The following is a 23,687-nucleotide window of genomic DNA, read 5'->3' as shown; positions in this document are numbered from 1 at the left end:
GAATCGATCGTGGTTGCCCGGAGCCGGATCCGTGCGTGGCGACCGGGTCGTATCGGGGTCAGAGGTCGCGGCGGGTGAAGAACCACCAGGCCGCCGACACCGCGGCGGTCGTCCACAGCAGCAGCACCACAATGGCCGCCGGAGTCGGGGCGATGTACACGCCGTCGTCGAATTCGCCGCCGCTCATGGTGCCCACGGTGGCCGAGATGGGCAGGATGGTCGCCACCCCCGGGGTCCCCATGGCCCGCGCGACCACCCAGACCAGCGGTTCCAGCACGGCCGCGCCGAGCACGGCGGCCATGGCCCGCACCGGTGAGCGCAGCAGCAGCCCCAGCGCCGCGGCGATGACCGACCAGCACACCGCGGCCAGCAGCACCCCGCCCAGAATGGCCAGGAATCCGGCGCCGATACCGAGCCGTTCCCGCCCGAAGATCAGCATGGCCGCCCCGCCTAGCAGTTCCGTGAACAGTACGGTGCCCAGCGAAACCGCCCCCACCACACCGAGTTTCGACCCCAGCAGCACATTCCGGTCCGGGGTGAACAGCAGGCTGGTGTCGATCGTCCGATACCGGAACTCACTGCCCGCGGCCGCCGCCCCGAAGACCGCCGCCAGCACCACCGACCCGACCAGGGCGACCGCCACCGCCGCCGCGGACCAGCCGCCGCTGAAGATGAGCTCGCCGCCCTCGAGCGTGGAGTCGAGGAACAGGCCCATGGCGGTGAACGCGAACAGACCGCCGCCCATGACGATCGCCGCCAGCGTCCGGTTCATGCGCAGCGAAACGACCTTGCGGACTTCGGAGTTCACCGCCCGCAGCACGGATTCCGGCACAGCGGTGAGGATCATCGGAAGTCCCTTCGTGGAAATTCGCACCCGCGCGCGAGGGTCAACGCGGCATCCCGTACGTCGTCGGCGACGGGTGGGCGGCGACCGCCGGGCGGGTGAGGGTGGCGAGGACGTGGTCGGGGTGAATGTGCTCGGCGGTGATCTCGGTGAGCTGCACCCGCGCCGTGGCGGCCGCCGCCTCCAGCTGCGGCAGGCTCGCCTCCGCGACGGCGAGCCGGCCGTCGGGGCGCATGACGGCATCGGTGAAACCCGCTGCCGCAAGGGCGGTGGCCAGTGCGATCGGGCTGGAAGCCTTGACCAGGATGCGATCCGGATGACTGCGGCGCAGCCGGGCCGGGCTGCCCTGATAAGCGATCCTGCCCTGATTCAGCACGATGAGCTCATCGGCCACGGACAGCACCGCGGTGAGGGTGCGCGCGGTCAGCAGCACGGTGCCGCCGCGGCGCGCATGCGAGTGCAGGAAGTCGTTGAGCCACACGGCCTCCGCGGGATCCAGGCCCGCGGCGGGATCGTCGAGCAGCAGTAGCGGCGGATCGCCGAGCAGCGCGATGGCCAGCGCCAGCCGGGTGTGCGCTCCGGCGGGCAGGACCGACAGCCGTTGCCCGGCAACGGCATCGAGCCGCACCAGGGTCAGCAGCTCTGCCACCCGGGAGTCGGAGACCCCCGCGGCGGCCGCGAACACCCGCAGCTGACCGGCGACGGTGCGCGCCGGATGCAGTCCGCGCGGCGACAGCATGGCGCCGACGGCCTGCCGCCCCGGGCGCACCCCGGAACCGGGCCCGCCCACGCTCGCGGTGCCCGCCGTCGGCCGCAACTGGCCCAGCAGCATGCGCAGCACCGTGGACTTGCCCGACCCGGGCGGCCCCACCAGCGCGGCGATCTTCCCCGCGGGCACCACGAAACTCACATCGTCGACCGCCGTGACGGTCCCGAACACCTTGCTGAGCCCGCCGGCGGCGAAGGCGAGCGGCCGCGGTCTGCTCATGCCTGCGGTTTCCGCGGCGCGGCTTCCACGGCGGGCAGCGGATCGGCATCGATGACCAGCGGCTCGGGCCAGGTCACCGGGGGCGCGCCGAAGGCCTTGCGGGCATTGTCGATCACATGGTGCCCCATGGCCCGGTTGCCGAATCCGCCGATGGCCGCGCCGATTCCGGCCGGGATCACCTTGCCCAGCATGAGCGCGCTGCGCTTGGCCAGGAACTGCACCATGAAGCGCTTGAGCAGCGAATCGTTCATGGAGCTGATGCCGGGAATCTTGTTGGCCAGCAGATTGCCCCAGTTCTTGGCGGAGTGGCCGACGCTCTTCTGCACGATCTCCATGCCGCTCTCGCCGAGCACGACGGCCAGCACCAGGGCGCGGCGGCGTTCCTTGTCCTCGGGGGCGATGCCGTGCACGGCGGCCACGGCGAGGGTGAACACCGCGGAGGCCTCCAGGAAGAACGCGGTCTCGGCGCTCATGGCGGTGAGCGAGGCGACGGTGCCGACGCCCGGCACCGCGGCGGTGGCGCCCACGGCGGTGCCGCTGGCGGTCACGGTATTGAGGTAGAGCTTCTCCAGCCGCTGCAGCACCTGGGCGGGGGTGTCATCGGGATGACTGCGTCGGGTCCGCTCGACGTACTTGGCGACGGCGGGTGCCTGCACCTGCGCCCCATTGTCGAGCAGCGAGACGACCGCCTTCTCGAGCCCGGACTTGAACATCGATACCCCTTAATTCGCACGGTCCTCCGACCGAAACTCTATGGCACCGGGTCAACGAACCGCGAGAGCAGGCAGTTCCACCCGGCGAGGCTCCCCCGCCTCTCCGCGCCTTCTGCCGGCCCCTCGGGTGCTCCGCAATTTCCGCCCCGGGCCTGCGGATAGGTGCCGTGCCGGGTTCTGGTCGTACCCCCGGAGTTACCCCCTGGCTCGCCAAATCAGTTGTCGCGTTCGCCGCGCCCGGGGTGGGGCGCTTACGGTGAGTTGGTGACCGGTGTGTCGGAGGGCGCGAGCGGGTTGCCGGATCCGCGCTTGCGGGCGTATGTCCTCGGGTATGAGGGTTATCTGTTGCGCGGGTTCGAGCCGGGGATCCATGTGGGGATGCCCGCGCGGGCGCTGACCGTGATCATCACCATCGACGAGCCGATCCAGGTGCCGGTCTCCTCGCATCCGGAGCAGGCGGGCGGCACCTGGAGCATGCTGGCCAGCGGGCTCACCGTGCGCCCGGCAGTGATCGCGCACAACGGATATCAGCACGGTATCCAGCTGGATCTGACGCCGCTGGGCTGCCGGGCGCTGTTCGGGGTGCCCACGGCGGCGCTGGGCTCGTGGATCGTGGAACTGGGGGAGGTGCTGGGGCCGGCGGGGGAGTTGCGGGAGCGGCTGGCGGCCGTGGCGAGCTGGCCGCGGCGCTTCGCCATCCTGGACGAGATCCTGCTGCGCCGCATCCATCCGGTGCCGTGGGATCCGGAGCTGTCGCACGCCTGGACGCTGCTGTCCGGGCCGGATCCGACGGTGCGGGTGGCGGCGGTGGCCGAGGAGATCGGGTGGAGCCGCCGGCATCTGGCCAACCGGTTCAGCGCCGAATTCGGGGTCACGCCCAAGGACGCGGTCCGCATCGCCCGCTTCGAGCGCTCGCACCGGTTGCTGCGCAGGCCCGACCCGCCGTCCCTCGCCGAGATCGCGGCGCTGACCGGGTACTACGACCAGGCGCACATGGCGCGGGAGTGGCGCGAGCTGGCCGGGATGCCGCCGTCGGTATGGCGCGAGCGCGAGGTGTTCCCATTCGTCCAAGACCAACTGCCCGCCGGGCACGCACGCTAGGCGCATGACCGATTCGACAACCTCAGTCCGGGCCGCCGTGGTGTGGCCGACGCTGTCCTACCGTGACGCCCGCGCCGCCATCCGCTTCCTGGAGCAGGCCTTCGGCTTCGAAACCATCGCCTGCTACGGGGAAGGGGAGCGGGTCGATCACGCCGAACTCGCCTGGCCGGGCGGGGGCGCCCTCATGCTCGGTTCGGCGCGGGAGGGTTCGGCGCTGAAGGATCTGCCGACCGGCGTCGGCTCCGTCTACATCGTCGTGGACGATCCCGATGCCCTCTACGCCCGGGCGAAGGCCGCGGGCGCGACCATGATCCGCGAGCTCACCGACCAGATCGACTACGAATCCCGCGATTTCGTCTGCCGTGATCCCGAAGGCGTCTACTGGAGCTTCGGGACCTACGCGGGTGCTGAGCGCTAGACCGGCGGGGGAGTTCCGTCGCCGAATGGACTGCCGCCCAGGGATTCCCGGCCGTGCGGTGTGAGCCAGTTGGCCAGGTCGGGTCCCTTGGGCACGATCCGGGTGGGATTGATGTCGGTGTGCACGATGTAGTAGTGCTGCTTGATCTGCTCGAAGTCGATCGTGTCCCCGAAACCGGGGGTCTGGTACAGGTCGCGCGCGTAACCCCACAGCACGGGTAGCTCGGTCAGCTTCTGCCGATTGCACTTGAAGTGCCCGTGGTAGACGGCGTCGAAGCGCACCAGCGTGGTGAACAGCCGCACATCGGCCTCGGTAATGGTGTCGCCCACCAGGTATCGCTGCCCGGCCAGCCGCTCCGAGAGCCAGTCCAGCGCGGTGAAGAGCCGATCGTAGGCGGTCTCGTACGCCTGCTGATCGCCGGCGAACCCGCACCGGTACACGCCATTGTTGACCTCGGTGTACACCCGCCGGTTCACCGTGTCGATCTCGGCGCGCAGGTCCTCCGGGTACAGCTGCGGCGCGCCGGGCCGATGGAATTCGGTCCACTCGGTGGAGAAGTCGAGGGTCATCTGCGCGTAGTCATTGGTGACCACCTGACCGGTCGGCACGTCCACAATGGCGGGCACCGTGATCCCGCGCGGATAGTCCGGATACCGCTTGAAGTAGGCATCCCGCAGAAAGTGAATGCCCAGTACCGGATCCACCCCGCCCGGATCCAGATCGAATGTCCAGCTGCGCTTGTCGTGCGTGGGCCCGCACAGCCCCAGCGACAGCGCCGATTCCAGCCCGAGCAGCCGCCGCACGATCAGCGTCCGGTTGGCCCACGGGCAGGCCCTGGCCGCTACCAGGCGATACCGGCCCGGCTCGACCGGGTACCCGTCCCGGCCATCGGCGGTAATGCGGGTGGTGATGTAGTTCGTATCCCGTTTGAACTCGCCCGGTTCGACGTAGCTGCCGGACTCCGATGCAGAGGTGGTCACGTCACCCATACTGGCAGACCCGTATCGTAGATTCGGGCGCATGACTGAGACGAAGCCCACCCGCCTGGAGTACATCGCCACCGAGGGGGGTGCGCGAGCCGCGGTGCTGACCATCGACCATCCGCCGCTGAACCTCTTCGACAAGGCGCTGCTCGAGGCCCTCGCCGTCGATATCGAGGAGCTCGCCGCCGAGCCGCCGCGCGCGCTGCTGGTGCGAGCCGACGGCAAGCTGGTCTCCGGCGGGGTGGACGTGCATGTCTTCGACGGCCTGTCGACCGCGGAGGGCGCCCAGTTGTGGCAGACCCTGTTCGCGCGCATCATTCACCCGCTCGAGGCGCTGCCGTGCCCGGTCGTGTTCGCCGCGCACGGCCTCGCCCTGACCGCCGCCTTCGAGATCGCGCTGGCCTGCGACATCATCCTGGCCGCGCCCAAGGCCAAGTTCGGTCTGGTGGAAACCGTTGTCGGCCTGACCCCGTCGATGGGCGGCCCGCAGCGGCTCGCCGAGCGCGCGGGATCCGGCCGCGCCCGCGAATTCGTCATGACCGGTGATCTGTACGACGCCGCCACCCTCGCCGACTGGGGCGTGGTCAATGCCGTGCACGAGGATGTCGACACCGCGGCGCGCGCCCTGCTAGCGCGACTCGCCGATGGCCCGACACGCGCGCACGCCGCCACCAAGGAGATCATCGGCGCCTGGCGTTCCGGCGGTGTGGCGCACGCGGATTCGGTGACGCCGCAGGTCTCCGGGCAACTCTTCGGTACCGAGGACCTGCGGAATGCGGTGCGGAGTTTCCTGGAAGCCGGTCCGGGGAAAGCTACCTACACGGGGCGCTGACCTGTTTCCGCCCCGTAAGGACTCCACTACGTTTGCCGACAATCCGCCCACAGATGTGATGTGCATCATATAGTCACTGGTGCCTGGCAGGGCTCGAGGGCACTCGGAGGGACTGTATGTCGCAAATACTGGTGGAATACCCGCACACGCGAAATGCCCGGTGCGACAACCCTCTTGCGCGTGGCGCGGACGGCATCCTGCGCTACGGCAACCTGACCCCGGCGCTCACCGAGCTGCTGGACATCCAGGTGCACACCTTCTCCGCGCGGGAGGCGGTGGTCGAGATCGGCGGCCCCCGCCTCACCTATCGCGAGCTCTGGTACTCGGCCTCGCGGATCGCGGGCGGGTTGCAGGAGCACGGCATCGGCTACGGCGACCGGGTCGCGGTGCGCATGCCGGTGGGCGCGCGCTGGGTGCAGGCCTTCCTGGGCGCCCTGCTCTCCGGCGCGGTCCCGGTGCTGGTCCACGACGGACTGCCGGATGCGGTGGCGGAGCGCGTGATCCGCGATGCCTGCGCCGACTACATCCTCGACGGCGGCGGCAGCGCGGCCGGGTATCGGGAGGCGCTGCCCGATGCGGCGGCCTTCATCGACGACGGCGCCTCGCTGAGCGAGCTGGCGCTGCTCTGCTACACCAGCCCGGGTCCGGGGGGCGGCCCGCGCGGGGTGGAGCTCACCAATGAGAACCTGCTGTCGGCCATCCGATCCGTGGTCGGCGCGCTGGATCTGCCCACCGAGGGCCTGCGCAATCTGGTGCTGCTGCCGCTCGCGCACGCCAGCGGCTGTGTGGATCAGCTGCTGCCGACCTTCGCCGTCGGCGGCACCGTGGTGCTCGCGCCCGATCGGGCCGCCGTTCCGGAAACCCTTGTCGCCGAACGCATCGATATGGTGTCGGCGACGCCGCGCATCTTCGCCGGACTGCTGCCGGAGCTGGCGGGCCTCCGGATGGAGCGGGTGCGCCAGGTGTGCAGCGCCGGGCATCGCACCGAGCTGGCCGCGGCCGATCCGAATACCGCCGAATCCGTGGCCGACACGCTACGCGAGGTCTTCCCGGAGGCCCGGCAGTGGTCGGTCTGGGGCGCGACCGAGACCAGCGGCATCGGCCTGGCCCGCGAGGACGGTGCGGCCGCGCGCGACATTCTCGGATTCGCCTTCGGCGGCACCGAATTGGCGCTCTGGGGCCCGGAGGCGGCCACCGGCCACGGCGAATTGCTCTGCCGCGGGCCGAATGTGAGCCGCCGGTACTGGAACGATCCGCAGACCACCGAGTCCCGCTTCACCGGACCGTGGTTCCACACCGGCAACCAGGTCAGCATCGATCCGGACGGTCTGGTCCGTCGCGCCCTGGTCGACTGAGGCGGTGCCCGGCGCGACGGGCGCGGTTCAGTCGAGCAGGCGCACGCGCAGGGCCGCGCGATCCTCGGGCGCGATGCCGATCTCGGTGAGATAGCCGTCGATGCCGCCGTACATGTCCTGCATGGAGGCGGTGGCCGAGGCCAGGTACTCCGGCTTCACGCCGAGCAGGTCGTCGGAGAGTTCCTCGTTCATGTCCGCGGTCATGAAGGCGCGCAATGTCGGCACCGCGTCATTGCTGAGCAGGTAGTCGGCGTAGACGTCGTCCTCGAGGACGTCCACCGCGCGCAGCAGGGTGGCCACCGCCCAGCCGGTGCGGTCCTTGCCGGCCGCACAGTGCACCAGCGCGGTGCCGCCGAGCACCGAGTCGGCCAGCCGCTTGATGGCGGCGTGCGCCTCGGGCTTGGCCGGGAACTCCCGGTACACCTCCAGCATGTGGCCGTGCGCCGAGGAGTGGCGGCGCGCCTCGTGCGGCGGGGTCTCGCCCATGGCGGCGTCGAACGGCGTGATGTGCAACCGCACCGCGCCGGGCAGTGCGTCGTGGCCGATGAAGTCGATCTCGGCGGGCCCGCGCAGATCGTGCACATCGGTGACCCCGAGCCCGAGCAGCGTGTCGCGTCCGGTGTCGTCGAGCCTGCTGAGCTGGGCGGAGCGGAGCAGGATCCCCTCGCGGACCGTGGCGCCGCCGATGGTGCGGGCGCCGCCCACATCGCGGAAGTTGAACGTGCCGGAGATGCGGAATTGGTCGGGGCGCGCAGCAGTCACCCGCTCAGGCTAGCGGTTGACCGGGCAACCCTCCTTGCGTGTGGGTTGCCGCACATCCACTATCTTTACGTTGAACAATGTCCATAAAATACCAATCGGTCCTAATGGTGCGTTTACCAGGCGATCGAAGAATTTCGACGATTCCCATTCGATCGCGGGCAAGTCCCGATTAGGTAACAAAACAATCCTAGGGTACGAAAACAGCTATCAAAGCTGGTCGTGGAGCAAGAAAACGACGTAGCATCGATACCTGTTGAACGGGTGCGCCCAGGTCTCACTTGGGGATCAGTGCTGATCACAGCCCGTTGAGCGAGCCGCGCGGGCATGTGCGCGAGTTCTTTCGCCTAGGGAGTCGTCGTTGAACGCAAGTGGAGAAATCGTCCAGGTCGGGCTGCGTCCGGCCATGATCGAGGCCATCGAGAAAGCGGCCGCATCTCTCGATTTCACCGGCAATCGTGCGCTGCGAATCCTGCTGCATGCGGGAGTGAGCACGCTCTGGCCGATCTTGAAGTCGGCGCCGGATCGGCAGATCCAAGCCTATGAAGCCACCCTGGTCGCGCTGCGCCGGCGGTGGGAGAACCAGACCATGTGCATACCGGACCCGGAGGCGTCGGCGACCTTCCGCGGGCTGGACGCCGCGGTCACCGAGTTCCTGCAGCTGTGCGCGCAGCGCTCCGGCACCCAGTGGCTGGAACCCTGCGATGCCATTGCCGCCTACCTGGTCGCGGTGATCCAGGGCATGGTGCTGCGCTGGCTGGCCGACTGCGACGACGAGACGTCGCTGGTGGTCCTGGACGATCTGGTGCAGTACCTGTCGACCAAGGCCGTGGATCTCTGAGCTTCTGGTCGTGGACCTCTGAACTGATCCCCGGCAATTGCTGGACGTTTGACCAGTTTCATGGTCGAATGATCGAGTGACCGATCCGTCGCCGATTGCCGGGCTGCACGCGGCCACCGCCGAACTCGACGCGCCACTGGCCGTCGTCGATCTCGCCGCCCTGCGTGCGAATGCCGCCGATCTGGTGCGCCGCGCGCGCGGGGTGCCGATCCGGGTGGCCAGCAAGTCCGTGCGCTGCCGCGCGGTGCTCGAAGAGGTGCTCGGCAGCGACCTCACCGCCTCCGGCGGGTTCGCGGGCATTATGGGTTACGCACTGCCCGAAGCCATTTGGCTGGTCCGCCACGGCGCACGCGATGTGCTGCTCGGCTATCCGACCGCCGACCGGGCCGCGCTGGCCGAACTGGCCGCCGATCCGGTGCTGCTGGACTCCATCACCCTCATGATCGACGACACCGATCAGCTGGATCTGATCCGGGCCGCAGTGGGGGACAAGGCCGCGGTGCGGGTGTGCATCGATGTGGATGCCTCGCTGCGCATCGGGCCGCTGCACCTCGGGGTGCGGCGCTCGCCCATCCGCTCGCCCGAGCAGGCCGCGCGCTTGGCCGGGGCGGCCAAGCGGCGGGGCTTCAATGTGGTCGGCGTCATGACCTACGAGGCGCAGATCGCGGGGCTGCCCGATACGAATCCCGCTGTGCGCCTGGTGAAGAAGGCCTCGGCGACGGAGATTCTGCGCCGCCGCCGGCGGGTGCTGGACGCGGTGCGCAACGAGGTCGGGGAGCTCGAGATCGTCAATAGCGGCGGCACCGGGTCCATCGAGGTGAGCATCTCCGATCCGGACGTCACCGAGGTGACCGCGGGGTCCGGACTGTATCTGCCAACGCTTTTCGACGGTTACCGCAATCTCGCGCCGCGGCCGTCCATGTACTTCGCCCTGCCGGTGCTGCGGCGTCCGGCGGAGGGGATCGCCACGGTGTTCTCCGGCGGCTACATCGCCTCGGGGCCGGCGGGCGCCTCGCGGGTGCCGAAACCGGTGTGGCCCTTGGGATTGGGGCTCATCGGCACCGAGGGCGCGGGTGAGGTGCAGACGCCGCTGACCGGTTCCAACGGTCTGCACATCGGCGACCGCGTGTGGTTCCGGCATGCCAAGGCGGGGGAGCTGTGCGAGCGCTTCACGCAGGTGCAGCTGGTGGATGCCGACGGCAAGCGCACGCCGGCGCCGACCTACCGCGGCGAAGGACAGTGCTTCGGCTGACAGTGCTTCTACAGAAAGTGGTTCCGCCGCTTCGTTTCTAGACCCGGTCCAGCTGGAGCACCGCCGCCAGGTCGGAGACCTCCGCCATGGTCGCGGGCAGGTATTCGGTGAGCAGCGGTGAGCGGACGATGACGGCCGCCCACATGGCGCGCGAGATCGCGCTGGTCAGCCAGTGCCGCGACAGCAGCGTGCCGATGCCGTGCGGGGCGTCCTCGGGGGCGGAGGTGGTCATGGAGACCAGCACCACGGCGGCCTCGCGGCCCTGGAAATGGTCGGCGGTGCCGACGAGCACGTCTTCGATCCTGGCCCGGGACAACAGGGTTCGGATGCGCGCCACCTGGGCGTGATAGGGGGCGACGACCAGGATGTCGTGCGGGTGCAGGCGGCGGGTGACGGCGCCGGTCTGCCAGGGCAGGCCGAGCAGGGTGCGGACCTGGCGCACGATCTCGCGGGCCTCCTCCGCGGATTCGGTGCTGTTGCCGTGATGTTCGACGGTCACGGTGCGCACGCCCGGCGGGACGCCGTCGAGTTCCCGTGCCAGGGTGACTGTTTCATTGGAGCGCAGGCGATTGTCGTAGCGCAGCCGGGACACCGGGCCGCTCATGCGCGGATGCATGCGCCAGGTGCGATCCAGGAAATAGCCGTAGGCGGCGGGCAGGGTGCGATGCGGGCCGACCAGGCGGCCCAGCGCCGACTCGCCCACCGGTTCCGGATGCACGCCCCGACCGGTGGCCGGGGCGGGATCGCCCACCAGCAGCAGATTCCGGGCGCACACCGCGACCGCGACCGCCTCGGCCAGCGGGAACTTGCCGGCGTCGGCGATGACCAGCAGATCCAGGCCGGCGCGCGCGATGCGCTCGGCATCGGCGAAATCGTTCGAAAGTCCGCCCACCACACAGCCGTTGACCGCATTGTCGAGGAAGCGCGGATACCTCGACGCCTCGATGGGCAGCCATTCCGGGGCGACGGCCTGGGCGTCGGCCTTGGCGACGAGTTCGGGCAGTACGCCCACCTGCACCACGGCGTCGAGGACGTGCTCCACCACCGCGTGTGAGCGGGCGACCACGCCGACGCGCCACTTGTACCGGGTGACAAGCCTTTCCACCACGCGGGCGGTGGTGTCGGTCTTGCCGGTGCCGGGCGGGCCCTGCACCGCGACATAGGAGTTCTCGAGATCGAGGATGGCGGCGGTGACGGCGGCGGCGTGATCGCCGAACACCTCCGGCAGCGCGTCCGCGGAGCGCAGGCGGGGCGGGCGGCGGCAGAGCAGGTCGAAGACGGCGGTCTCGGGCACCTGCGGCAGCGTCACCAGCAGCTGGTGTGCGGTGTCGTCCAGGGCGTCCGCGAGCAGTTCCGGGCGTCCCGGCGGGCAGGGCGCGATGGCGGCGGGCAGGTCGTCATAGGGTTCGCAGCCGTCGGGCAGCAGTTCCACCACCCGGACCACGTCCTCGAAATTGGCGTCGAGCGAACAGCCGAGGACGGTGGCGCGTGCGACGGCGCGCTGTCCGGGCGCGGCCGTCATGCCCTGCACCGGACGGTCGTACAGCGTGAGCACCCGGGTGCCCGGCGGCGGCGCGTTGCCGGTGCCGAGCCGTCCGGTGAGGGTCAGGTACCGCCGCATGGGCCGATGACCGGTGCTGTGCCACTTGGTGTCCACCGCACCCCAGTCGGCGACCAGCACGCCCGGGGTGTCCGCCCACTCCTCGACCGGATGATCCAGCCGATCGTCGTGCGCCCACCGCAGCGGCCGCCCCTCGCGCCGGTGATACCCCAGCGCCGCCGCCATGTACGCCGCCGCCACCTGCGCCTGGCACCAGTGATCCCGCTGCCCGGTTTCGGCGAAGGCCCGCAAGGCCGCCTCCACCTCATCGGGCCCGGTCTCCCAATAGTCGTAGGACATCCGCCGCGCCGGCCGCACGCCGTGCTCCCCGGCCAGCCGCAACAGCCAATCCCGCAGCCGCACCACGGCTTCCGGCCCGCTCCCGGCCTCGCTCCGATTCGGCGGCAGCTGATGCAGATCGTAGGACCGCTCCCCGACCATCAGGGCCGCCCGCACCACCGGATACAGATCCACCAGCGCCGGCAGCACCTCGGCGACCATGTCCTCACCGTCGGCATGCCGCTCACCCAGCCCGCTCAGCAGCGGCCGTAATCCTCCGCGATAGTGGTGAATCCGCATCCCCGGAAACGCCCGCTGCCGCTGCGCCAGGAACTCCAGCAGCGCCCACCCGTCATCGCCCGCCGCCGCGCCACCCCGAGCCGCGCCGGAATTCGCCTGCACGCCGGTCTCATCCACCCGAATCATGAAGACGACCGGCGCATCCGCCGGATCAGCCGGATCCAGCGGAATATCGACCCGCTGAGGCGCAGTCTCGGCCGCATCGAGTTCGGCCCCGGCGGCGTGGAATTCGGCCCCGGCGGCGTGGAATTCGGCCCCGGCCGCGCGGAATTCGGCCCCGGCCGCGCGGAATTCGGCCGCGACGGTGTCCAGCGCGGCCCCGATCGCGTCGAGCTCGGCCTCGCGCGCGTCCATTTCGGACGCAGCCGCGTCCAGTACGGCCCCGTCGGACTCGGTCATGCGGGGTTCTGCCCCGGCGGCGTCGCGGGCGGCGGCCGAGTCGTGGTGACCGGTGTCGGGCTCGGATCGGCCATCGGCCTGCACGGGGGATCCGCCCGTTGTCGGCTCGGGTTCGACCGCGGTGGCTTCGATTGCTTCGGTCGCTGCTGCCGACGATTCAGCGGTGGCGATGCTCGATCCGGTGGCGGCGTCGAGGCGGGGTGCGGTGGCGGCGCTGTCGAAGACGGCGCTGTGGGATCGGATGCTGACGATGAGATCGCCTGCGGCGGTGGTGTTCCGGTGGTCGGTGGCGTCGGGGGTGCGGACGCTGACGAAGAGGTCGCCGGGGGTGGGGGCGGCCAGGGCGGCGAGGGCGGCGGCGTCGATGAGGGTGTGGGTGGGGTGGCCGGTGCGTTCGCGGTGCAATTGGAGTTCGGCCTGGCGGCGCAGGGTGGCGAAGGTGGGTGCGGGGATGCCGGTGACGGTGGCGTCGGCCTCGGCGAGGCGGTCCACGGTGGTGATGCGGGCGTCGCGGAGTTGGGCGCGGGTGGCGGGGCGCATGCCGGCGATGAGGAGCAGATCGCGGCGGGCCTCCAGTTCGGCGGTGCAGGCGGGGCAGCTGCCGCAGGCGAGGAAGCGGCGGTCGCCCCACTGCACGGGCAGTAGCTCACCGAGTTTGGCGTCCAGGATGTGCTCGAGTCTGCGCCGGCGCGCCTGGTAGATGACGGCGATATCGGCGAGGGGATGCGTGGCGGGCACGCCGTCCAGCCACAGGCGGGCGTGCGGTGCGGTGCGGAAGTCGTTGTGCCGCAGCGCGTCCGCGGCGGCAGCCAGGGTCAGCAGGGCGGTCACGGCGGTGCGGCGGGTGGCCACCGCGGCGGGCAGGTAGTCGTGGGTTTCGGGTGTGCTGTCCAGCAGCAGGAAATCGCAGCGCGCGGCGAACCGGCCGTCGAAGAGCACCGCGCCGGCGACCGCGTCGGCGCGGGCGTCCAGGGCGGCGCGGGTGCGCTCGTGCGCGGCGGCCAGGGCCGCAGCGGTTTCCGCCGGATCGAGCTCCTCGGGCACGCGCACCCGCACCACGCCGCTGCCGTACCGGTCGCGCAGATCCGCCAGCTTGTGCTCCGCCGCCGGATCGCAGGCGCGCGGAAACGCACCGGCCGCCGGTGCGACCGGTGCCACCAGTCCCAGTTCGGCGTCGAGCGCGCGCAGCAGCGCGAACTCACAACGCGCCGCCGACACCAGGTCTCCGGTGCTGCACACGACACGATCACCGAACAGAATCAATCGCGGCCCTCCTGTGCCTCTCCGCTGACACCCCGCACCCGGACACGCGTTCTTGCGTGCTGCGCCGCACCCTCCGCGACGGCCGCGCCGCGCGGCGCGCGACGACCGAGTCGCGCAACAGCGTAATGACTGGTGCGGCAATGGTGTGCCGCCAGGTGGGCCGCGGGGTGGCCCGGCTCACGCTCGCGCATCCGCACGTCAGCCCTGGTTTTGCGGGCGATGTTGGGAGACAACACGACTCGTGGTCACATTATTGCCGAGCCGGTGCCGCCCGACCGGCCGGACCGGTGAAACCCCATCGACCATTTCGGCGTGTCGCACGGCCCGGGCGCGGTGCGGACGGCGGCCGGAGGGTTTGCGAGAATCGCCGGATGCCGTACTTCGATGGCCCCCGCGGGCGGCTGCACCACCGCCGCTGGCCGGTCGGGAATCCGGCCGCGGTCATCGCCCTGCTGCCGGGAATCGGCCAGCACAGCGGCCACTATCACCGCTTCGCCCGGGCCCTGGGCGCCGAGCGGATCGAGCTGTGGACCCTGGACACCTCGGGCCACGGACTCAGTGAGGGCGATGCCGAACGTCCGGGCACTTTGCCCGAATTGTCCGCTGACGCACGCGCATTCCTGGACCTGATCCCCGCCGGCGCCCCGCTGTTCCTCATGGGGCATTCCCTGGGCGCCGCGACCGCGGTGGCGGCGCTCACACCCGAGGTGGCCGCTGCGGCAGGCGCGGTGCCGCCGCTGTCCGGCCTGATCCTCTGCGGCACTCCCAAGGCGGTCCCGCTCGGGGAATCACCGCGGTCCGCCCGCGGCGCGGTTTCTGCGCGGGGTGCGGCTGTAGGGCGGGGCGCGGCTGTCGCTCGGGATGCGGCTGTCGCGCGGGACGCGGCGGTAGCGCAGGGCGCGGCTGTTGCCCGCCGCCCGCCCGATCGGGACGAGCCACGCTCGCGGACCGCATCGACTCCGGCTGGCGACCGGCCCGAATCCACACCACTGGAATCGATTCCGATTCTGATCGTGCACGGGGCCGATGACCGCCGCGCTCCGATCGCCCCGGTGCGCGAATGGTCGCGCCGGGTGTCCGGCGACTTCCGCGAGTACCCCGACGCGGGGCACGATCTGCTGCACGAACCGGTGCACGCCCAGGTCACCGCCGATATCTCGGACTGGGTGCTGGCCCGCGTCGCACCGCGCTGACCCTGGCCGGGAATCCGAACCGTTAGGAGCGGCAAGGGTTTACCGTGGCAGGCGTGCCACTCTACGAATTCGAAGGCAAACGGCCCGCCGTCGATCCCACCGCCTTCATCGCACCCACCGCCACGCTCATCGGCGATGTCCGGGTCGAGGCCGGCGCCTCGGTCTGGTACGGCGCGGTGCTGCGCGCGGACCTGGCCCCGATCATCCTGCGCGAGCGCTCGAATGTGCAGGACAATGCCGTGATCCACGTGCCGGAGGACGTCCCGGTGGAGATCGGCCGGGGATCCACCATCGCGCACTCGGTGGTCTTCCACGGCGCCACCCTCGGCGCGGAATCCATTGTGGGCAACGGCAGCACGGTCCTGGACATGGCCAAGATCGGCAGCGGCACCATGATCGCCGCGCACTCCCTGGTCCCGCCGGGCGCGGAGATCCCCGACAATGTGCTGGCCGCCGGTTCGCCCGCCCGGGTGAAGAGGGAGATCGCGGGCACCCCGGCCGAGATGTGGGTGAAGATCAACCCGAGTTACTACGCCGAGCTGGCGCAGCGACATCTGAAGGGCATCACCGAGATTCGGTGAGCAGGTCCACGACCTCGTCATCGCTGAGCTGGTGGAAGTCGTTGTAGGCTCCGCCCACCCCGCCGAGGAAGCGCGGCACCAGCGGGCAGATCACCTCGTCGGCGACCGCCCGAATGCGGTGCAGCGCTTCGGCGGAGGACACCGGCACCGCCACCACCACCCGGCGCGGTTCGTGCAGCCGGGCGATCTCGCAGGCCACCGCGACCGTCGCGCCGGTGGCCATGCCGTCGTCGACGATCACCGCGACGCGGTCCTTCAACGGTATGGCGGGCGCCGCCGCTCGCAGAAACTGGCGGCGGCGTTCGAGTTCGGTGCGCTCCAGCCCCTCGACCGCGGCGATCTGCTCCGGCGTCACCCCGGTATGGCGCACCACATCGTCATTGAGCACCCGCACCCCGTCCTCGCCGATCGCCCCCATGGCCAGCTCCGGCTGCCAGGGCACGCCGAGTTTGCGGACCAGCAGCACATCCAGATCCCCGCCGATCGCCGCCCGCACCGCCGCCGCCACCGGAACCCCGCCCCGCGGCAGCCCGAGCACCAGGGGATCCGCCGCGCGCAGGTGCTCGAGCACCTCACCCAGCGCGCGCCCCGCGGCCCCCCGATCCTGGTAGATCATTGCTGTTCAGTGTAGTTGTCCCCGCTGCACGCCGGGTCTCACCGAGAGCGCGAGAGTGAAACGCCATCGACCGGGAACTGGTGGCGGACGCTACTCGGGAAACGCCGCCACCAGTTCCCGGTGATCTTGTCAGCCGGCGTGGATGGTGAAGCGGCGCAGGGACAGGCTGGGGTTCGCGGTGCGGACCTCGTCCAGGTGCGCGATGTCGACGCGGGCGGTGGCGATGCCGGCCTGATCGCCGAGTTCGGCGAGGATCGCGCCATTAGGGCCGACGATCATGGACGCGCCCGCGCCCAGCGGGGCGCACTGGTCGGCGGCGGCCACGAAGACGGTGTTCTCGATGGCGCGGGCGCGCAGCAGCGTCGTCCACTGATCGACCTTGGCGGGGCCCGGAATCCACTGCGCGGGCAGCAGCAGCACCTGGGCGCCGGCGGCGGCGACGCGGCGGCAGCCCTCCGGGAAGCGGAGGTCGAAGCAGGTCTGCATGCCGAATACGACGCCGTCGACGGTGAAGGTCTGCGGCGGATCCAGGGGGCCGGGCAGCAGGACATCGGATTCGCGCGCGCCGAAGGCGTCGTAGAGATGCACCTTGCGGTAGATCGCGGCGAATTCGGCCTCGGGGGAGGCGGCGACGAGGGTGTTGTAGGCGCGGTCGGCGGGCTGCTCACCGCCGGGCGCCTCGACCACGCCCGCCACCAGGTGCACGCCGAATTCGGCTGCGATGCCCCGCAATCCGGTCACGAACGGTCCGGTCAGCGGTTCGGCGGCGGCCACCGCGCGCTCGTCCAGGCGGCGCACGGCGAACATGGCGTACTCGGGGGCGATGACCACCTTGGCGCCGAGTTCGGCGGCGGCGCGAACTTCCTCGCGCAGGGCGGTGAGATTGGCCACGGTATCGGTGCCCGGTCCGAATTGCACCACCGCGATATCCACCACACCGCCGGGGGCGGTCGCCGCGGGTGTGCTCGGTGCGGCGGCCGGTTCGGCGACGGCTGCCGTCATCCCGCCCGAGCTGCCCGATTCGGTGGTGGGGAGGTGGCCGGTCACGTAGTTGCGGACCGGGGCGGATTCGGTGCGACCGAGTCCGGCGGGCGAGTTGTCCGATTGCACGACGTCCAGCGTATTCACCCGATGGTCGGACCGACCAGGCTCAGGCAGTAAACTCCTGGTCAATGAGTACCTCACCGGCCGACAGCGTTCCCAGCGACGACGAGAGGGACGCGAACGGCCCGTCCTTCGCCGATCTCGGCATCGATGACCGCATTCTGCGGGCCATCGCCGATGTCGGCTACGAATCGCCGTCGCCGATTCAGGCGGCGACGATTCCGCCGCTGCTCGACGGCGCGGATGTGGTGGGTCTCGCGCAGACCGGTACGGGCAAGACCGCCGCGTTCGCCATCCCGATCCTCATGGGGCTGCAAGTGTCCGGCAAATCGCCGCGGGCGCTGGTGCTGGCCCCGACGCGCGAGCTCGCCATCCAGGTGGCCGAGGCGTTCCAGCGCTACTCCGCGCATATTCCGGGCCTGCACGTGCTGCCCATCTACGGCGGCCAGAACTACGCGGTGCAGCTGTCCGGGCTGCGGCGCGGCGCGCAGGTCGTGGTCGGCACGCCGGGCCGCGTCATCGACCATCTGGAGCGCGGCACGCTGGATCTGACGCAGCTGCAGTATCTGGTCCTGGACGAGGCCGACGAGATGCTGAAGATGGGCTTCCAGGACGATGTGGAGCGCATCCTGCGGGACACGCCCGAATCGAAGCAGGTGGCGCTGTTCTCGGCCACCATGCCGACGGCCATCCGCAAGATCTCCAAGCAGTATCTGAAGGATCCGGTCGAGATCACGGTCAAGTCGAAGACCTCGACCAACACCAATATCACCCAGCGCTGGGTGCAGGTGTCCTACCAGCGCAAGCTGGACGCGCTGACCCGCATCCTCGAGGTCGAGTCCTTCGAGGCGATGATCATCTTCGTGCGCACCAAGCAGGCCACCGAGGAGCTGGCCGAGAAGCTGCGCGCGCGTGGGTATTCCGCGGCCGCCATCAATGGCGATATCGCGCAGGCGCAGCGTGAGCGCACCATCGGGCAGCTGAAGTCGGGCGTGCTCGACATCCTGGTCGCCACCGATGTGGCCGCGCGCGGCCTGGACGTGGAACGCATCTCGCACGTCGTGAACTACGACATTCCGCACGACACCGAGTCCTATGTGCACCGCATCGGCCGCACCGGCCGCGCGGGCCGCAGCGGTGACGCGCTGCTGTTCGTCGCCCCGCGCGAGCGCCGGCTGCTCGACGCCATCGAGCGCGCCACCCGCCAGCAGGTCACCGAGATGCAGCTGCCCAGTGTGGAGGACGTGAACGCGCAGCGCGTGACCAAGTTCGGCGATGCCATCACCGAGAATCTGGCGAACGCGAACCTGCCGCTGTTCCGCAAGCTCATCGAGGATTACGAGCGCGAGCACAATATTCCGCTGGTGGACATTGCCGCGGCGCTGGCGGTCGGATCGCACGACGGCGACAACTTCTTCATGGAGCCGGATCCGGAGCCGACGCACCGGGAACGCCGGGAGCGGGCGCCGCGCGCGTTCGACGACCGGGATCGCGGGCCGCGGGAGCGCCGGGAGCCGTCGCGGCATCGCGCGACCGGCGCCGAGCTCGCCACCTACCGCATTTCGGTGGGCAAGCGGCACAAGGTGGCGCCCGGCGCCATCGTGGGTGCGATCGCCAATGAGGGCGGCCTACGCCGGAGCGACTTCGGGCATATCAGCATCCGCCCGGACCACAGTCTGGTGGAGCTGCCGGCGGATCTGTCGAACGAGACGCTGAATGCCTTGAGCCGCACCCGGATCAGCGGTCAGCTCATTCAGCTGCAGCTGGATCAGGGCCCGCCCGGACAGCGTTCGATGAGCCGGGCCCCGCGCCGGGAGGGTGGTCACAAGCGGCAGGACACCCGCCGCAAGCCGCGCGCCTGACGCTCGGGCTCCGAACGAAAAGCCGCGCAACCCGGTTCGGGGTGCGCGGCTTTCGTCTGCCTGAAATCAGTTGGCGGGCGTGCCGGAACCCGTGCCCGATCCGGAATCGACCGGCGGCGCGACCGCGGGGTCCTTGGGCGGTTCGGGGACGGTGAACAGGCCGACCGTGGGCAGCACCGCGCAGCGGGCCGCCGGATAGTCGATGCTGCCCCACAGGGTGGCGATCACGGTGCCGGGACCGGAGTCGACGGTCTTGGCCAAGGCGGGCAGGCCGTACTCGGTCAATTCGTCGAGACCGTTGATCCCACTGCGGCCATTGGCCACATTGAGCCACACCACGCTGAGCCCGGAGGCCAGCGGCATGCCGGAGTGCGCGGGGGTGGCCTGGAAGCGCAGCATGCCGGGCGGCACGGTGATCGCCGGATCCGGGCTCACGGTGGCGGAGGCGACGGTCATGGTGAAGGGCATATTGCTGCCGCAGCCAATGGTCGGCGCCTGGTAGCCGAACGGTGTCCAGGCGATATTGCTCAGCTTGGCGGCCGAGATCAGCTGGGCGCCCTTGACCGTGGTCTCGACGGCGGCCTTGGCCTCGGCGTTCTCACCCGCGGCGGCGGTGAGCTGCTCGGTGGCGATCTCGAGCGGGGACTTGGCCGGTTCGGCCGGTTCGGCCGCGGCGGTGGTCGCGCCGAGCAATGCCGCGCTGGCTGCGACGGCGGCGACCGATGCGACGCGCCGGGAGAGGGTCCTGCCGTTCACTCGTGCTGCTCCTGCGAACTCGGATACCGGATTTCGACGACCGGCTGTGCGACACACTGCGGAATTCGCAGGAGCGCGCCGGATCTCCCGGCAACGTACCAGTTTGCTGGAGCGGGCGTCAGCCGAGCCCGTCCGGAACTGTGATCCAGCCGACAGGGCTCCTCTTACCGGGTAGTAAGTTTGTCGTTGACACGACAGCGAGTTGGGAGATGCGATGAAGCTTGCCCTGTCAGCCGATGAGGTGAAATTCCGGGACGAACTCCGGGAGTTCTACCGGACCGCGATCCCCGCCGAGATCCGGGAACGCGTCAAGTACGGTCGTGAGCTCTCCCGCGACGACATCGTCACCACGCACAAGATCCTGCACGAGCACGGGCTCGCGACGCCCAAGTGGCCGGTGCGGTGGGGCGGCAAGGACTGGACTCCCATGCAGCGGCACCTCTGGGAAGACGAGATGCAGCTGGCGTCGGTGCCCGAACCGCTCACCTTCAACGCGCAGATGATCGGACCGGTCATCGCGCAGTTCGGGTCCGAGGAGCTCAAGCAGCGCTTCCTGCCGCCGACCGCGGCCCTCGACATCTGGTGGTGCCAGGGCTTTTCCGAGCCCGACGCCGGATCCGATCTGGCCTCGCTGCGCACCACCGCGGTGCGCGACGGCGACTCCTACATCGTCAACGGCCAGAAGATCTGGACCACCCTGGCGCAGTACGCCGATTGGATCTTCTGCCTGGTGCGGACCGACCCGAATGCCAAGAAGCAGGCGGGCATCTCGATGCTGCTCTTCGATGTGAAGTCGCCCGGCGTGACGGTCCGCCCGATCAAGCTCATCGACGGCCATCACGAGGTCAACGAGGTCTTCTTCGAGAATGTCCGGGTGCCCGCCGATCAGCTGGTCGGCGAGGAGAACATGGGCTGGACCTACGCCAAGTTCCTGCTCGGCAACGAGCGCACCGGCATTACCGGCGTCGGCCGCACCAAGGTCAAGCTGGGCGTGGCGAAAGAGTATGCGGCCCAGACCCGTTCGGGATCGGGCACGCTGCTGGAGGATCCGCTCTTCGCCGCCCGCGTCGCCGAGCTGGAGAACGAGCTGCTCGCGCTGGAGCTCACCCTCATGCGCGTGGTCTCCAATTCCGCCGACGGCAAACCGAATCCGGCCTCCTCGGTCCTGAAGCTGCGCGGCTCCGAGCTACAGCAGGCCGCCACCGAACTGCTCCTGGACATCGCCGGCCCCGACGCCCTCCCCGTTCACGCCGACGACATCGCCTCTCCCGCTTGGGCGCAACGCACCGGCCCCGGCTATCTCAACTACCGCAAGACCACCATCTACGGAGGCTCCAGCGAGGTGCAGCGCACCATCATCGCCTCCACCATCCTCGGATTGTGAGCCGCCGCCATGGATTTCGATCTCACCGATGAACAGCTCATGCTCCGCGACACGGTCCGGGACCTGCTGGCGCGGACCTACGATCCGGAGAACCGCCTGAAAATCCTCGACAGCGAGCTGGGCTGGAGCCGCGACGTCTGGGGCCGGCTGGCCGACCTGGGCGTCCTGGCGCTGCCCTTCGCCGAAGAAGACGGCGGCGTGGGCGCGGGCCCCGTGGAGACGATGGTCGTCCTCGAAGAGGCAGGCCGCCGTCTGGCCCCCGAACCGATTCTCGACGCCGTCTACGTCCCCGGCACCTTGATCGCCGAGGCCGGCGCCCCCGCTCAACGCCGGCGCATCCTCCCCGATGTCCTCTCCGGAGCCAAACTCCTGGCCTTCGCCCATGAAGAGCCCGGAACCCCCTGGCCCGCAACCGAACTCACCACTTCCGCCGCTCCGAACGGCGACGGCTACACCCTGACCGGTCTCAAGAACCCGGTTCCGCACGGCGACTGCGCCGACGATCTCGTGGTCAGCGCCGAGCTCCCCGACGGCAGCACCGGTCTCTTCGTGATCGCCGCCGACGCCGCGGGCGTCACCCGTAAGCCCTACCGCACCTTCGACGAACGTCGCGGCGCGCAGGTCGAGTTCACCGACGCCCCCGCGGAACTCCTCTCCGGCGGCGATGCCGACTCCGCCCTGGCGGCCGCCACCGCCGTGGCTCAGGCGTCCCTGTGCGCCGAATCCCTGGGCGCCATGGAGGAATCCCTTCGCTTGACCACCGAATACCTGAAGACCCGCAAACAGTTCGGCGTCACGCTGTCGAAATTTCAAACCCTCACCCAGCGCGCCGCCAACATGTACGTCTCCCTGGAGCTGGCCCGCAGTATGAGCTATTACGCCACCGCGGCCCTCGAGGGTGGCGCCCTCGACTCGGTGGCCGCCTCCCGGGCCCGCCTCCAGGTGGGCCGCTCCGCCCGCCACATCGGCCAGGAGGCAATTCAAATGCACGGCGGCATAGGGGCATAACCACCGAATACCCGGTCAGCCACTACGTGGCCCGCCTGACCGCCATCGCCCGCACCGCGGGCAGCGACCTGGACCACCTCCGAGTCCTCTCGGACCGAGTGCCCGACTACACGCTCGTCGAGTTCTGACCGCCGGGCCGGGGACTACTCCGGGCCGTCGTTGCCGCCGGGGGCAATGGGGCGCTCGGTGATCTCGACGGTGGGCGGGGTGGTCTCCGGGGCGGTGGTCGACGGGGGTTCCGTTGTGGGGCGGGGGGATTCGGCCGTCGTCTCCGGCGTAGTGGTGCGGGAGGGGAGGGGGCGGGTGGTGCGGGCGGTGGTGGTGCCGCTCGCGTCCGGGTCTTCCGGGGCGTCCGATTCCGTGGTGGAGGGGGGCGTGGTGCTGCGGCGGGGGAGGGGGCCGGAGGCCACGCGCCAGGTGGGGGAGGGTGGGATGACGACGGCCGGGGTGGTGGTGCCGGAGGCGCGGGAGATGCTGGGCGCGGCTTGCAGATCGGCGTTGAGCGGGGGCGGGGGGACGTAGGTGTCCTGGCCGCCGAGGCCGCAGGAACCTATGAGGATGAGGCCGAGCGACACTACGCCTACTGCGGCGGCCGCGCCCTTGACCGGGGCGGGTAGGCGGCGCAGCGGGAGGGCGCCGCGCTCGTCCGCGTCGGCGTTGCTGCCGTGCATTTGGTGGCACTCCTGATTCGTCTCGAGTGGGCTCACCCTAACGGAGGCGGTGACTCGGGGCCAGGCGGGCGGTCGGTCTGTTCGGCGGGAGCGGGGGCCGGACGAACGGGCTACGAAAATATCTCAAACAGCGATGATTCAGATATCGAATTAGTAAAATCAGCGTGTTGACCGCACGTGTCGTATGGACTTTTCGTTGCTGAGCCGTAATGTGTGTCCAAAGTTACACGTGAGACGCTCGAAATTTGCCGAAGGACGCGCCGCGGATTCGCGCGGATTCGGTGAGCGTCATCGAGGAGTGGATGATGGGTGCATTTTCGACATCTCCGCTGCGCGCGCCCGCGCGGACCGGGGAACCCGCGGCCGCACAGCCGTCGCGGTGGTCGGCAATACTGGCCCGTACCGTCGCGTGGCTCATCTTCCTAGGTGGGGTTACCGGCGCCGTCCTCGGGATCGCCGGCCTACATGTCGAAATCACCGTGGCGGGATTGATTCTCGCGTGCACCGCCGGGCTGGTATTGCTGAAGTTGCGTGCGGATCGAGCAACTGGTTAGCAAACAATTGCGGTGAATTGGCGGCATGGAG

Annotated in this window: 21 protein-coding genes and 1 pseudogene; 12 read left to right on the top strand and 10 right to left on the bottom strand. The window is 70.0% G+C overall.

What is annotated here, in order from left to right:
• Positions 1-58: 58 nt before the first annotated feature.
• Genes ACYQ5L_RS31865 through ACYQ5L_RS31855 form a run of 3 tightly spaced genes read right to left on the bottom strand, consistent with a single transcriptional unit; the run spans position 59 to position 2,545 of the window.
• Positions 59-847, bottom strand: a complete 789-nt coding sequence (locus ACYQ5L_RS31865) for an ABC transporter permease (protein WP_459961898.1) — start codon at positions 845-847, stop codon at positions 59-61.
• 40 nt (positions 848-887) lie between these two features.
• Complete coding sequence (locus tag ACYQ5L_RS31860; protein WP_459961897.1) at positions 888-1,832, bottom strand: ATP-binding cassette domain-containing protein; 945 nt, start codon at positions 1,830-1,832, stop codon at positions 888-890.
• Entirely contained in the window at positions 1,829-2,545 is a 717-nt protein-coding gene (locus ACYQ5L_RS31855; protein WP_459961896.1) for a hypothetical protein, read from the bottom strand. Before ACYQ5L_RS31855 ends, ACYQ5L_RS31860 begins: the two co-directional genes overlap by 4 nt.
• 264 nt (positions 2,546-2,809) lie before the next feature.
• Between ACYQ5L_RS31855 and ACYQ5L_RS31850 the strand changes: the two genes are divergently transcribed.
• Together ACYQ5L_RS31850 and ACYQ5L_RS31845 are read left to right on the top strand one after the other, a co-directional pair.
• Positions 2,810-3,646 carry a helix-turn-helix domain-containing protein gene (locus tag ACYQ5L_RS31850; RefSeq protein ID WP_459961895.1) on the top strand — a complete coding sequence of 279 codons (837 nt, stop codon included), beginning with the start codon at positions 2,810-2,812 and terminating at the stop codon, positions 3,644-3,646.
• 4 nt (positions 3,647-3,650) lie between these two features.
• The gene (locus ACYQ5L_RS31845; RefSeq protein ID WP_459961894.1) at positions 3,651-4,064 is read left to right on the top strand and encodes a VOC family protein; all 414 of its coding nucleotides are present in this window, start codon (positions 3,651-3,653) and stop codon (positions 4,062-4,064) included.
• Here ACYQ5L_RS31845 and ACYQ5L_RS31840 read toward each other — a convergent pair.
• Positions 4,061-5,044: a glutathione S-transferase family protein gene (locus ACYQ5L_RS31840; protein WP_459961893.1), complete on the bottom strand. Its 984-nt coding sequence runs from the start codon at positions 5,042-5,044 to the stop codon at positions 4,061-4,063. The genes ACYQ5L_RS31845 and ACYQ5L_RS31840 overlap by 4 nt on opposite strands.
• Positions 5,045-5,084: 40 nt before the next feature.
• On the opposite strand from ACYQ5L_RS31840, the gene ACYQ5L_RS31835 reads away from it, so the two are divergent.
• Both ACYQ5L_RS31835 and ACYQ5L_RS31830 read left to right on the top strand, forming a co-directional pair.
• Positions 5,085-5,879 carry an enoyl-CoA hydratase/isomerase family protein gene (locus ACYQ5L_RS31835; protein WP_459961892.1) on the top strand — a complete coding sequence of 265 codons (795 nt, stop codon included), beginning with the start codon at positions 5,085-5,087 and terminating at the stop codon, positions 5,877-5,879.
• A gap of 116 nt (positions 5,880-5,995) precedes the next feature.
• Entirely contained in the window at positions 5,996-7,234 is a 1,239-nt protein-coding gene (locus tag ACYQ5L_RS31830) for a class I adenylate-forming enzyme family protein (RefSeq protein ID WP_459961891.1), read from the top strand.
• A gap of 27 nt (positions 7,235-7,261) precedes the next feature.
• Here ACYQ5L_RS31830 and ACYQ5L_RS31825 read toward each other — a convergent pair whose 3' ends face one another.
• Positions 7,262-7,996 carry a tyrosine-protein phosphatase gene (locus ACYQ5L_RS31825; RefSeq protein ID WP_459961890.1) on the bottom strand — a complete coding sequence of 245 codons (735 nt, stop codon included), beginning with the start codon at positions 7,994-7,996 and terminating at the stop codon, positions 7,262-7,264.
• A gap of 358 nt (positions 7,997-8,354) precedes the next feature.
• Between ACYQ5L_RS31825 and ACYQ5L_RS31820 the strand changes: the two genes are divergently transcribed.
• On the top strand, positions 8,355-8,834 hold the full coding sequence (locus ACYQ5L_RS31820) for a TetR family transcriptional regulator (RefSeq protein ID WP_245721567.1): 480 nt from the start codon (positions 8,355-8,357) through the stop codon (positions 8,832-8,834).
• Positions 8,835-8,910: 76 nt separating this feature from the next.
• Positions 8,911-10,086 carry an amino acid deaminase/aldolase gene (locus ACYQ5L_RS31815; RefSeq protein WP_459961889.1) on the top strand — a complete coding sequence of 392 codons (1,176 nt, stop codon included), beginning with the start codon at positions 8,911-8,913 and terminating at the stop codon, positions 10,084-10,086.
• Positions 10,087-10,123: 37 nt separating this feature from the next.
• On the opposite strand, the gene ACYQ5L_RS31810 is transcribed toward ACYQ5L_RS31815, so the two are convergent.
• Entirely contained in the window at positions 10,124-13,927 is a 3,804-nt protein-coding gene (locus tag ACYQ5L_RS31810) for a bifunctional RecB family nuclease/DEAD/DEAH box helicase (RefSeq protein WP_459961888.1), read from the bottom strand.
• A gap of 371 nt (positions 13,928-14,298) precedes the next feature.
• On the opposite strand from ACYQ5L_RS31810, the gene ACYQ5L_RS31805 reads away from it, so the two are divergent.
• Both ACYQ5L_RS31805 and ACYQ5L_RS31800 read left to right on the top strand, forming a co-directional pair.
• Positions 14,299-15,120 carry an alpha/beta hydrolase gene (locus tag ACYQ5L_RS31805; RefSeq protein WP_459961887.1) on the top strand — a complete coding sequence of 274 codons (822 nt, stop codon included), beginning with the start codon at positions 14,299-14,301 and terminating at the stop codon, positions 15,118-15,120.
• 53 nt (positions 15,121-15,173) lie between these two features.
• On the top strand, positions 15,174-15,701 hold the full coding sequence (locus tag ACYQ5L_RS31800; protein WP_459961886.1) for a gamma carbonic anhydrase family protein: 528 nt from the start codon (positions 15,174-15,176) through the stop codon (positions 15,699-15,701).
• Here ACYQ5L_RS31800 and ACYQ5L_RS31795 read toward each other — a convergent pair.
• The gene (locus ACYQ5L_RS31795; RefSeq protein ID WP_459961885.1) at positions 15,685-16,317 is read right to left on the bottom strand and encodes a phosphoribosyltransferase; all 633 of its coding nucleotides are present in this window, start codon (positions 16,315-16,317) and stop codon (positions 15,685-15,687) included. The two genes, ACYQ5L_RS31800 and ACYQ5L_RS31795, sit on opposite strands and share 17 nt — an antisense overlap.
• Before the next feature lie 129 nt (positions 16,318-16,446).
• Positions 16,447-17,253 (bottom strand): carbon-nitrogen hydrolase family protein, encoded by an 807-nt coding sequence (locus ACYQ5L_RS31790; RefSeq protein WP_459963607.1) that lies wholly within the window; start codon positions 17,251-17,253, stop codon positions 16,447-16,449.
• Between the two features lie 236 nt (positions 17,254-17,489).
• On the opposite strand from ACYQ5L_RS31790, the gene ACYQ5L_RS31785 reads away from it, so the two are divergent.
• A complete protein-coding gene (locus ACYQ5L_RS31785) occupies positions 17,490-19,283 on the top strand; it encodes a DEAD/DEAH box helicase (RefSeq protein WP_459961884.1) in 1,794 nt (597 codons plus the stop codon).
• Between the two features lie 66 nt (positions 19,284-19,349).
• Here ACYQ5L_RS31785 and ACYQ5L_RS31780 read toward each other — a convergent pair whose 3' ends face one another.
• Positions 19,350-20,039, bottom strand: coding sequence for a hypothetical protein (locus tag ACYQ5L_RS31780; RefSeq protein WP_459961883.1), 690 nt, complete (start codon positions 20,037-20,039; stop codon positions 19,350-19,352).
• Between the two features lie 214 nt (positions 20,040-20,253).
• Here ACYQ5L_RS31780 and ACYQ5L_RS31775 point away from each other — a divergent pair, with 214 nt between their 5' ends.
• Complete coding sequence (locus tag ACYQ5L_RS31775) at positions 20,254-21,423, top strand: acyl-CoA dehydrogenase family protein (protein WP_459961882.1); 1,170 nt, start codon at positions 20,254-20,256, stop codon at positions 21,421-21,423.
• A 9-nt stretch (positions 21,424-21,432) separates the two neighbouring features.
• Positions 21,433-22,559 (top strand): annotated as a pseudogene (locus ACYQ5L_RS31770) (acyl-CoA dehydrogenase family protein).
• A gap of 15 nt (positions 22,560-22,574) precedes the next feature.
• On the opposite strand, the gene ACYQ5L_RS31765 reads toward ACYQ5L_RS31770, so the two are convergent.
• Positions 22,575-23,102 (bottom strand): hypothetical protein, encoded by a 528-nt coding sequence (locus ACYQ5L_RS31765; protein WP_459961881.1) that lies wholly within the window; start codon positions 23,100-23,102, stop codon positions 22,575-22,577.
• A 281-nt stretch (positions 23,103-23,383) separates the two neighbouring features.
• Here ACYQ5L_RS31765 and ACYQ5L_RS31760 point away from each other — a divergent pair, with 281 nt between their 5' ends.
• Entirely contained in the window at positions 23,384-23,656 is a 273-nt protein-coding gene (locus ACYQ5L_RS31760; protein WP_379204729.1) for a hypothetical protein, read from the top strand.
• Positions 23,657-23,687: the final 31 nt, after the last annotated feature.

Source organism: Nocardia sp. IFM 10818, from assembly GCF_054655275.1.
Note: the sequence above shows the minus strand (reverse complement) of the source record. Positions and strands in the feature narration are given on the sequence as shown.

Excerpts from the sequence above, each read along its gene's own strand:
- ACYQ5L_RS31785 (WP_459961884.1), top strand. The coding sequence starts at position 17,490 with ATGAGTACCTCACCGGCCGACAGCGTTCCCAGCGACGACGAGAGGGAC.
- ACYQ5L_RS31830 (WP_459961891.1), top strand. The coding sequence starts at position 5,996 with ATGTCGCAAATACTGGTGGAATACCCGCACACGCGAAATGCCCGGTGC.
- ACYQ5L_RS31860 (WP_459961897.1), bottom strand. The coding sequence starts at position 1,832 with ATGAGCAGACCGCGGCCGCTCGCCTTCGCCGCCGGCGGGCTCAGCAAG.
- ACYQ5L_RS31805 (WP_459961887.1), top strand. The coding sequence starts at position 14,299 with ATGCCGTACTTCGATGGCCCCCGCGGGCGGCTGCACCACCGCCGCTGG.
- ACYQ5L_RS31775 (WP_459961882.1), top strand. The coding sequence starts at position 20,254 with ATGAAGCTTGCCCTGTCAGCCGATGAGGTGAAATTCCGGGACGAACTC.
- ACYQ5L_RS31845 (WP_459961894.1), top strand. The coding sequence starts at position 3,651 with ATGACCGATTCGACAACCTCAGTCCGGGCCGCCGTGGTGTGGCCGACG.
- ACYQ5L_RS31795 (WP_459961885.1), bottom strand. The coding sequence starts at position 16,317 with ATGATCTACCAGGATCGGGGGGCCGCGGGGCGCGCGCTGGGTGAGGTG.
- ACYQ5L_RS31835 (WP_459961892.1), top strand. The coding sequence starts at position 5,085 with ATGACTGAGACGAAGCCCACCCGCCTGGAGTACATCGCCACCGAGGGG.
- ACYQ5L_RS31765 (WP_459961881.1), bottom strand. The coding sequence starts at position 23,102 with ATGCACGGCAGCAACGCCGACGCGGACGAGCGCGGCGCCCTCCCGCTG.
- ACYQ5L_RS31865 (WP_459961898.1), bottom strand. The coding sequence starts at position 847 with ATGATCCTCACCGCTGTGCCGGAATCCGTGCTGCGGGCGGTGAACTCC.
- ACYQ5L_RS31855 (WP_459961896.1), bottom strand. The coding sequence starts at position 2,545 with ATGTTCAAGTCCGGGCTCGAGAAGGCGGTCGTCTCGCTGCTCGACAAT.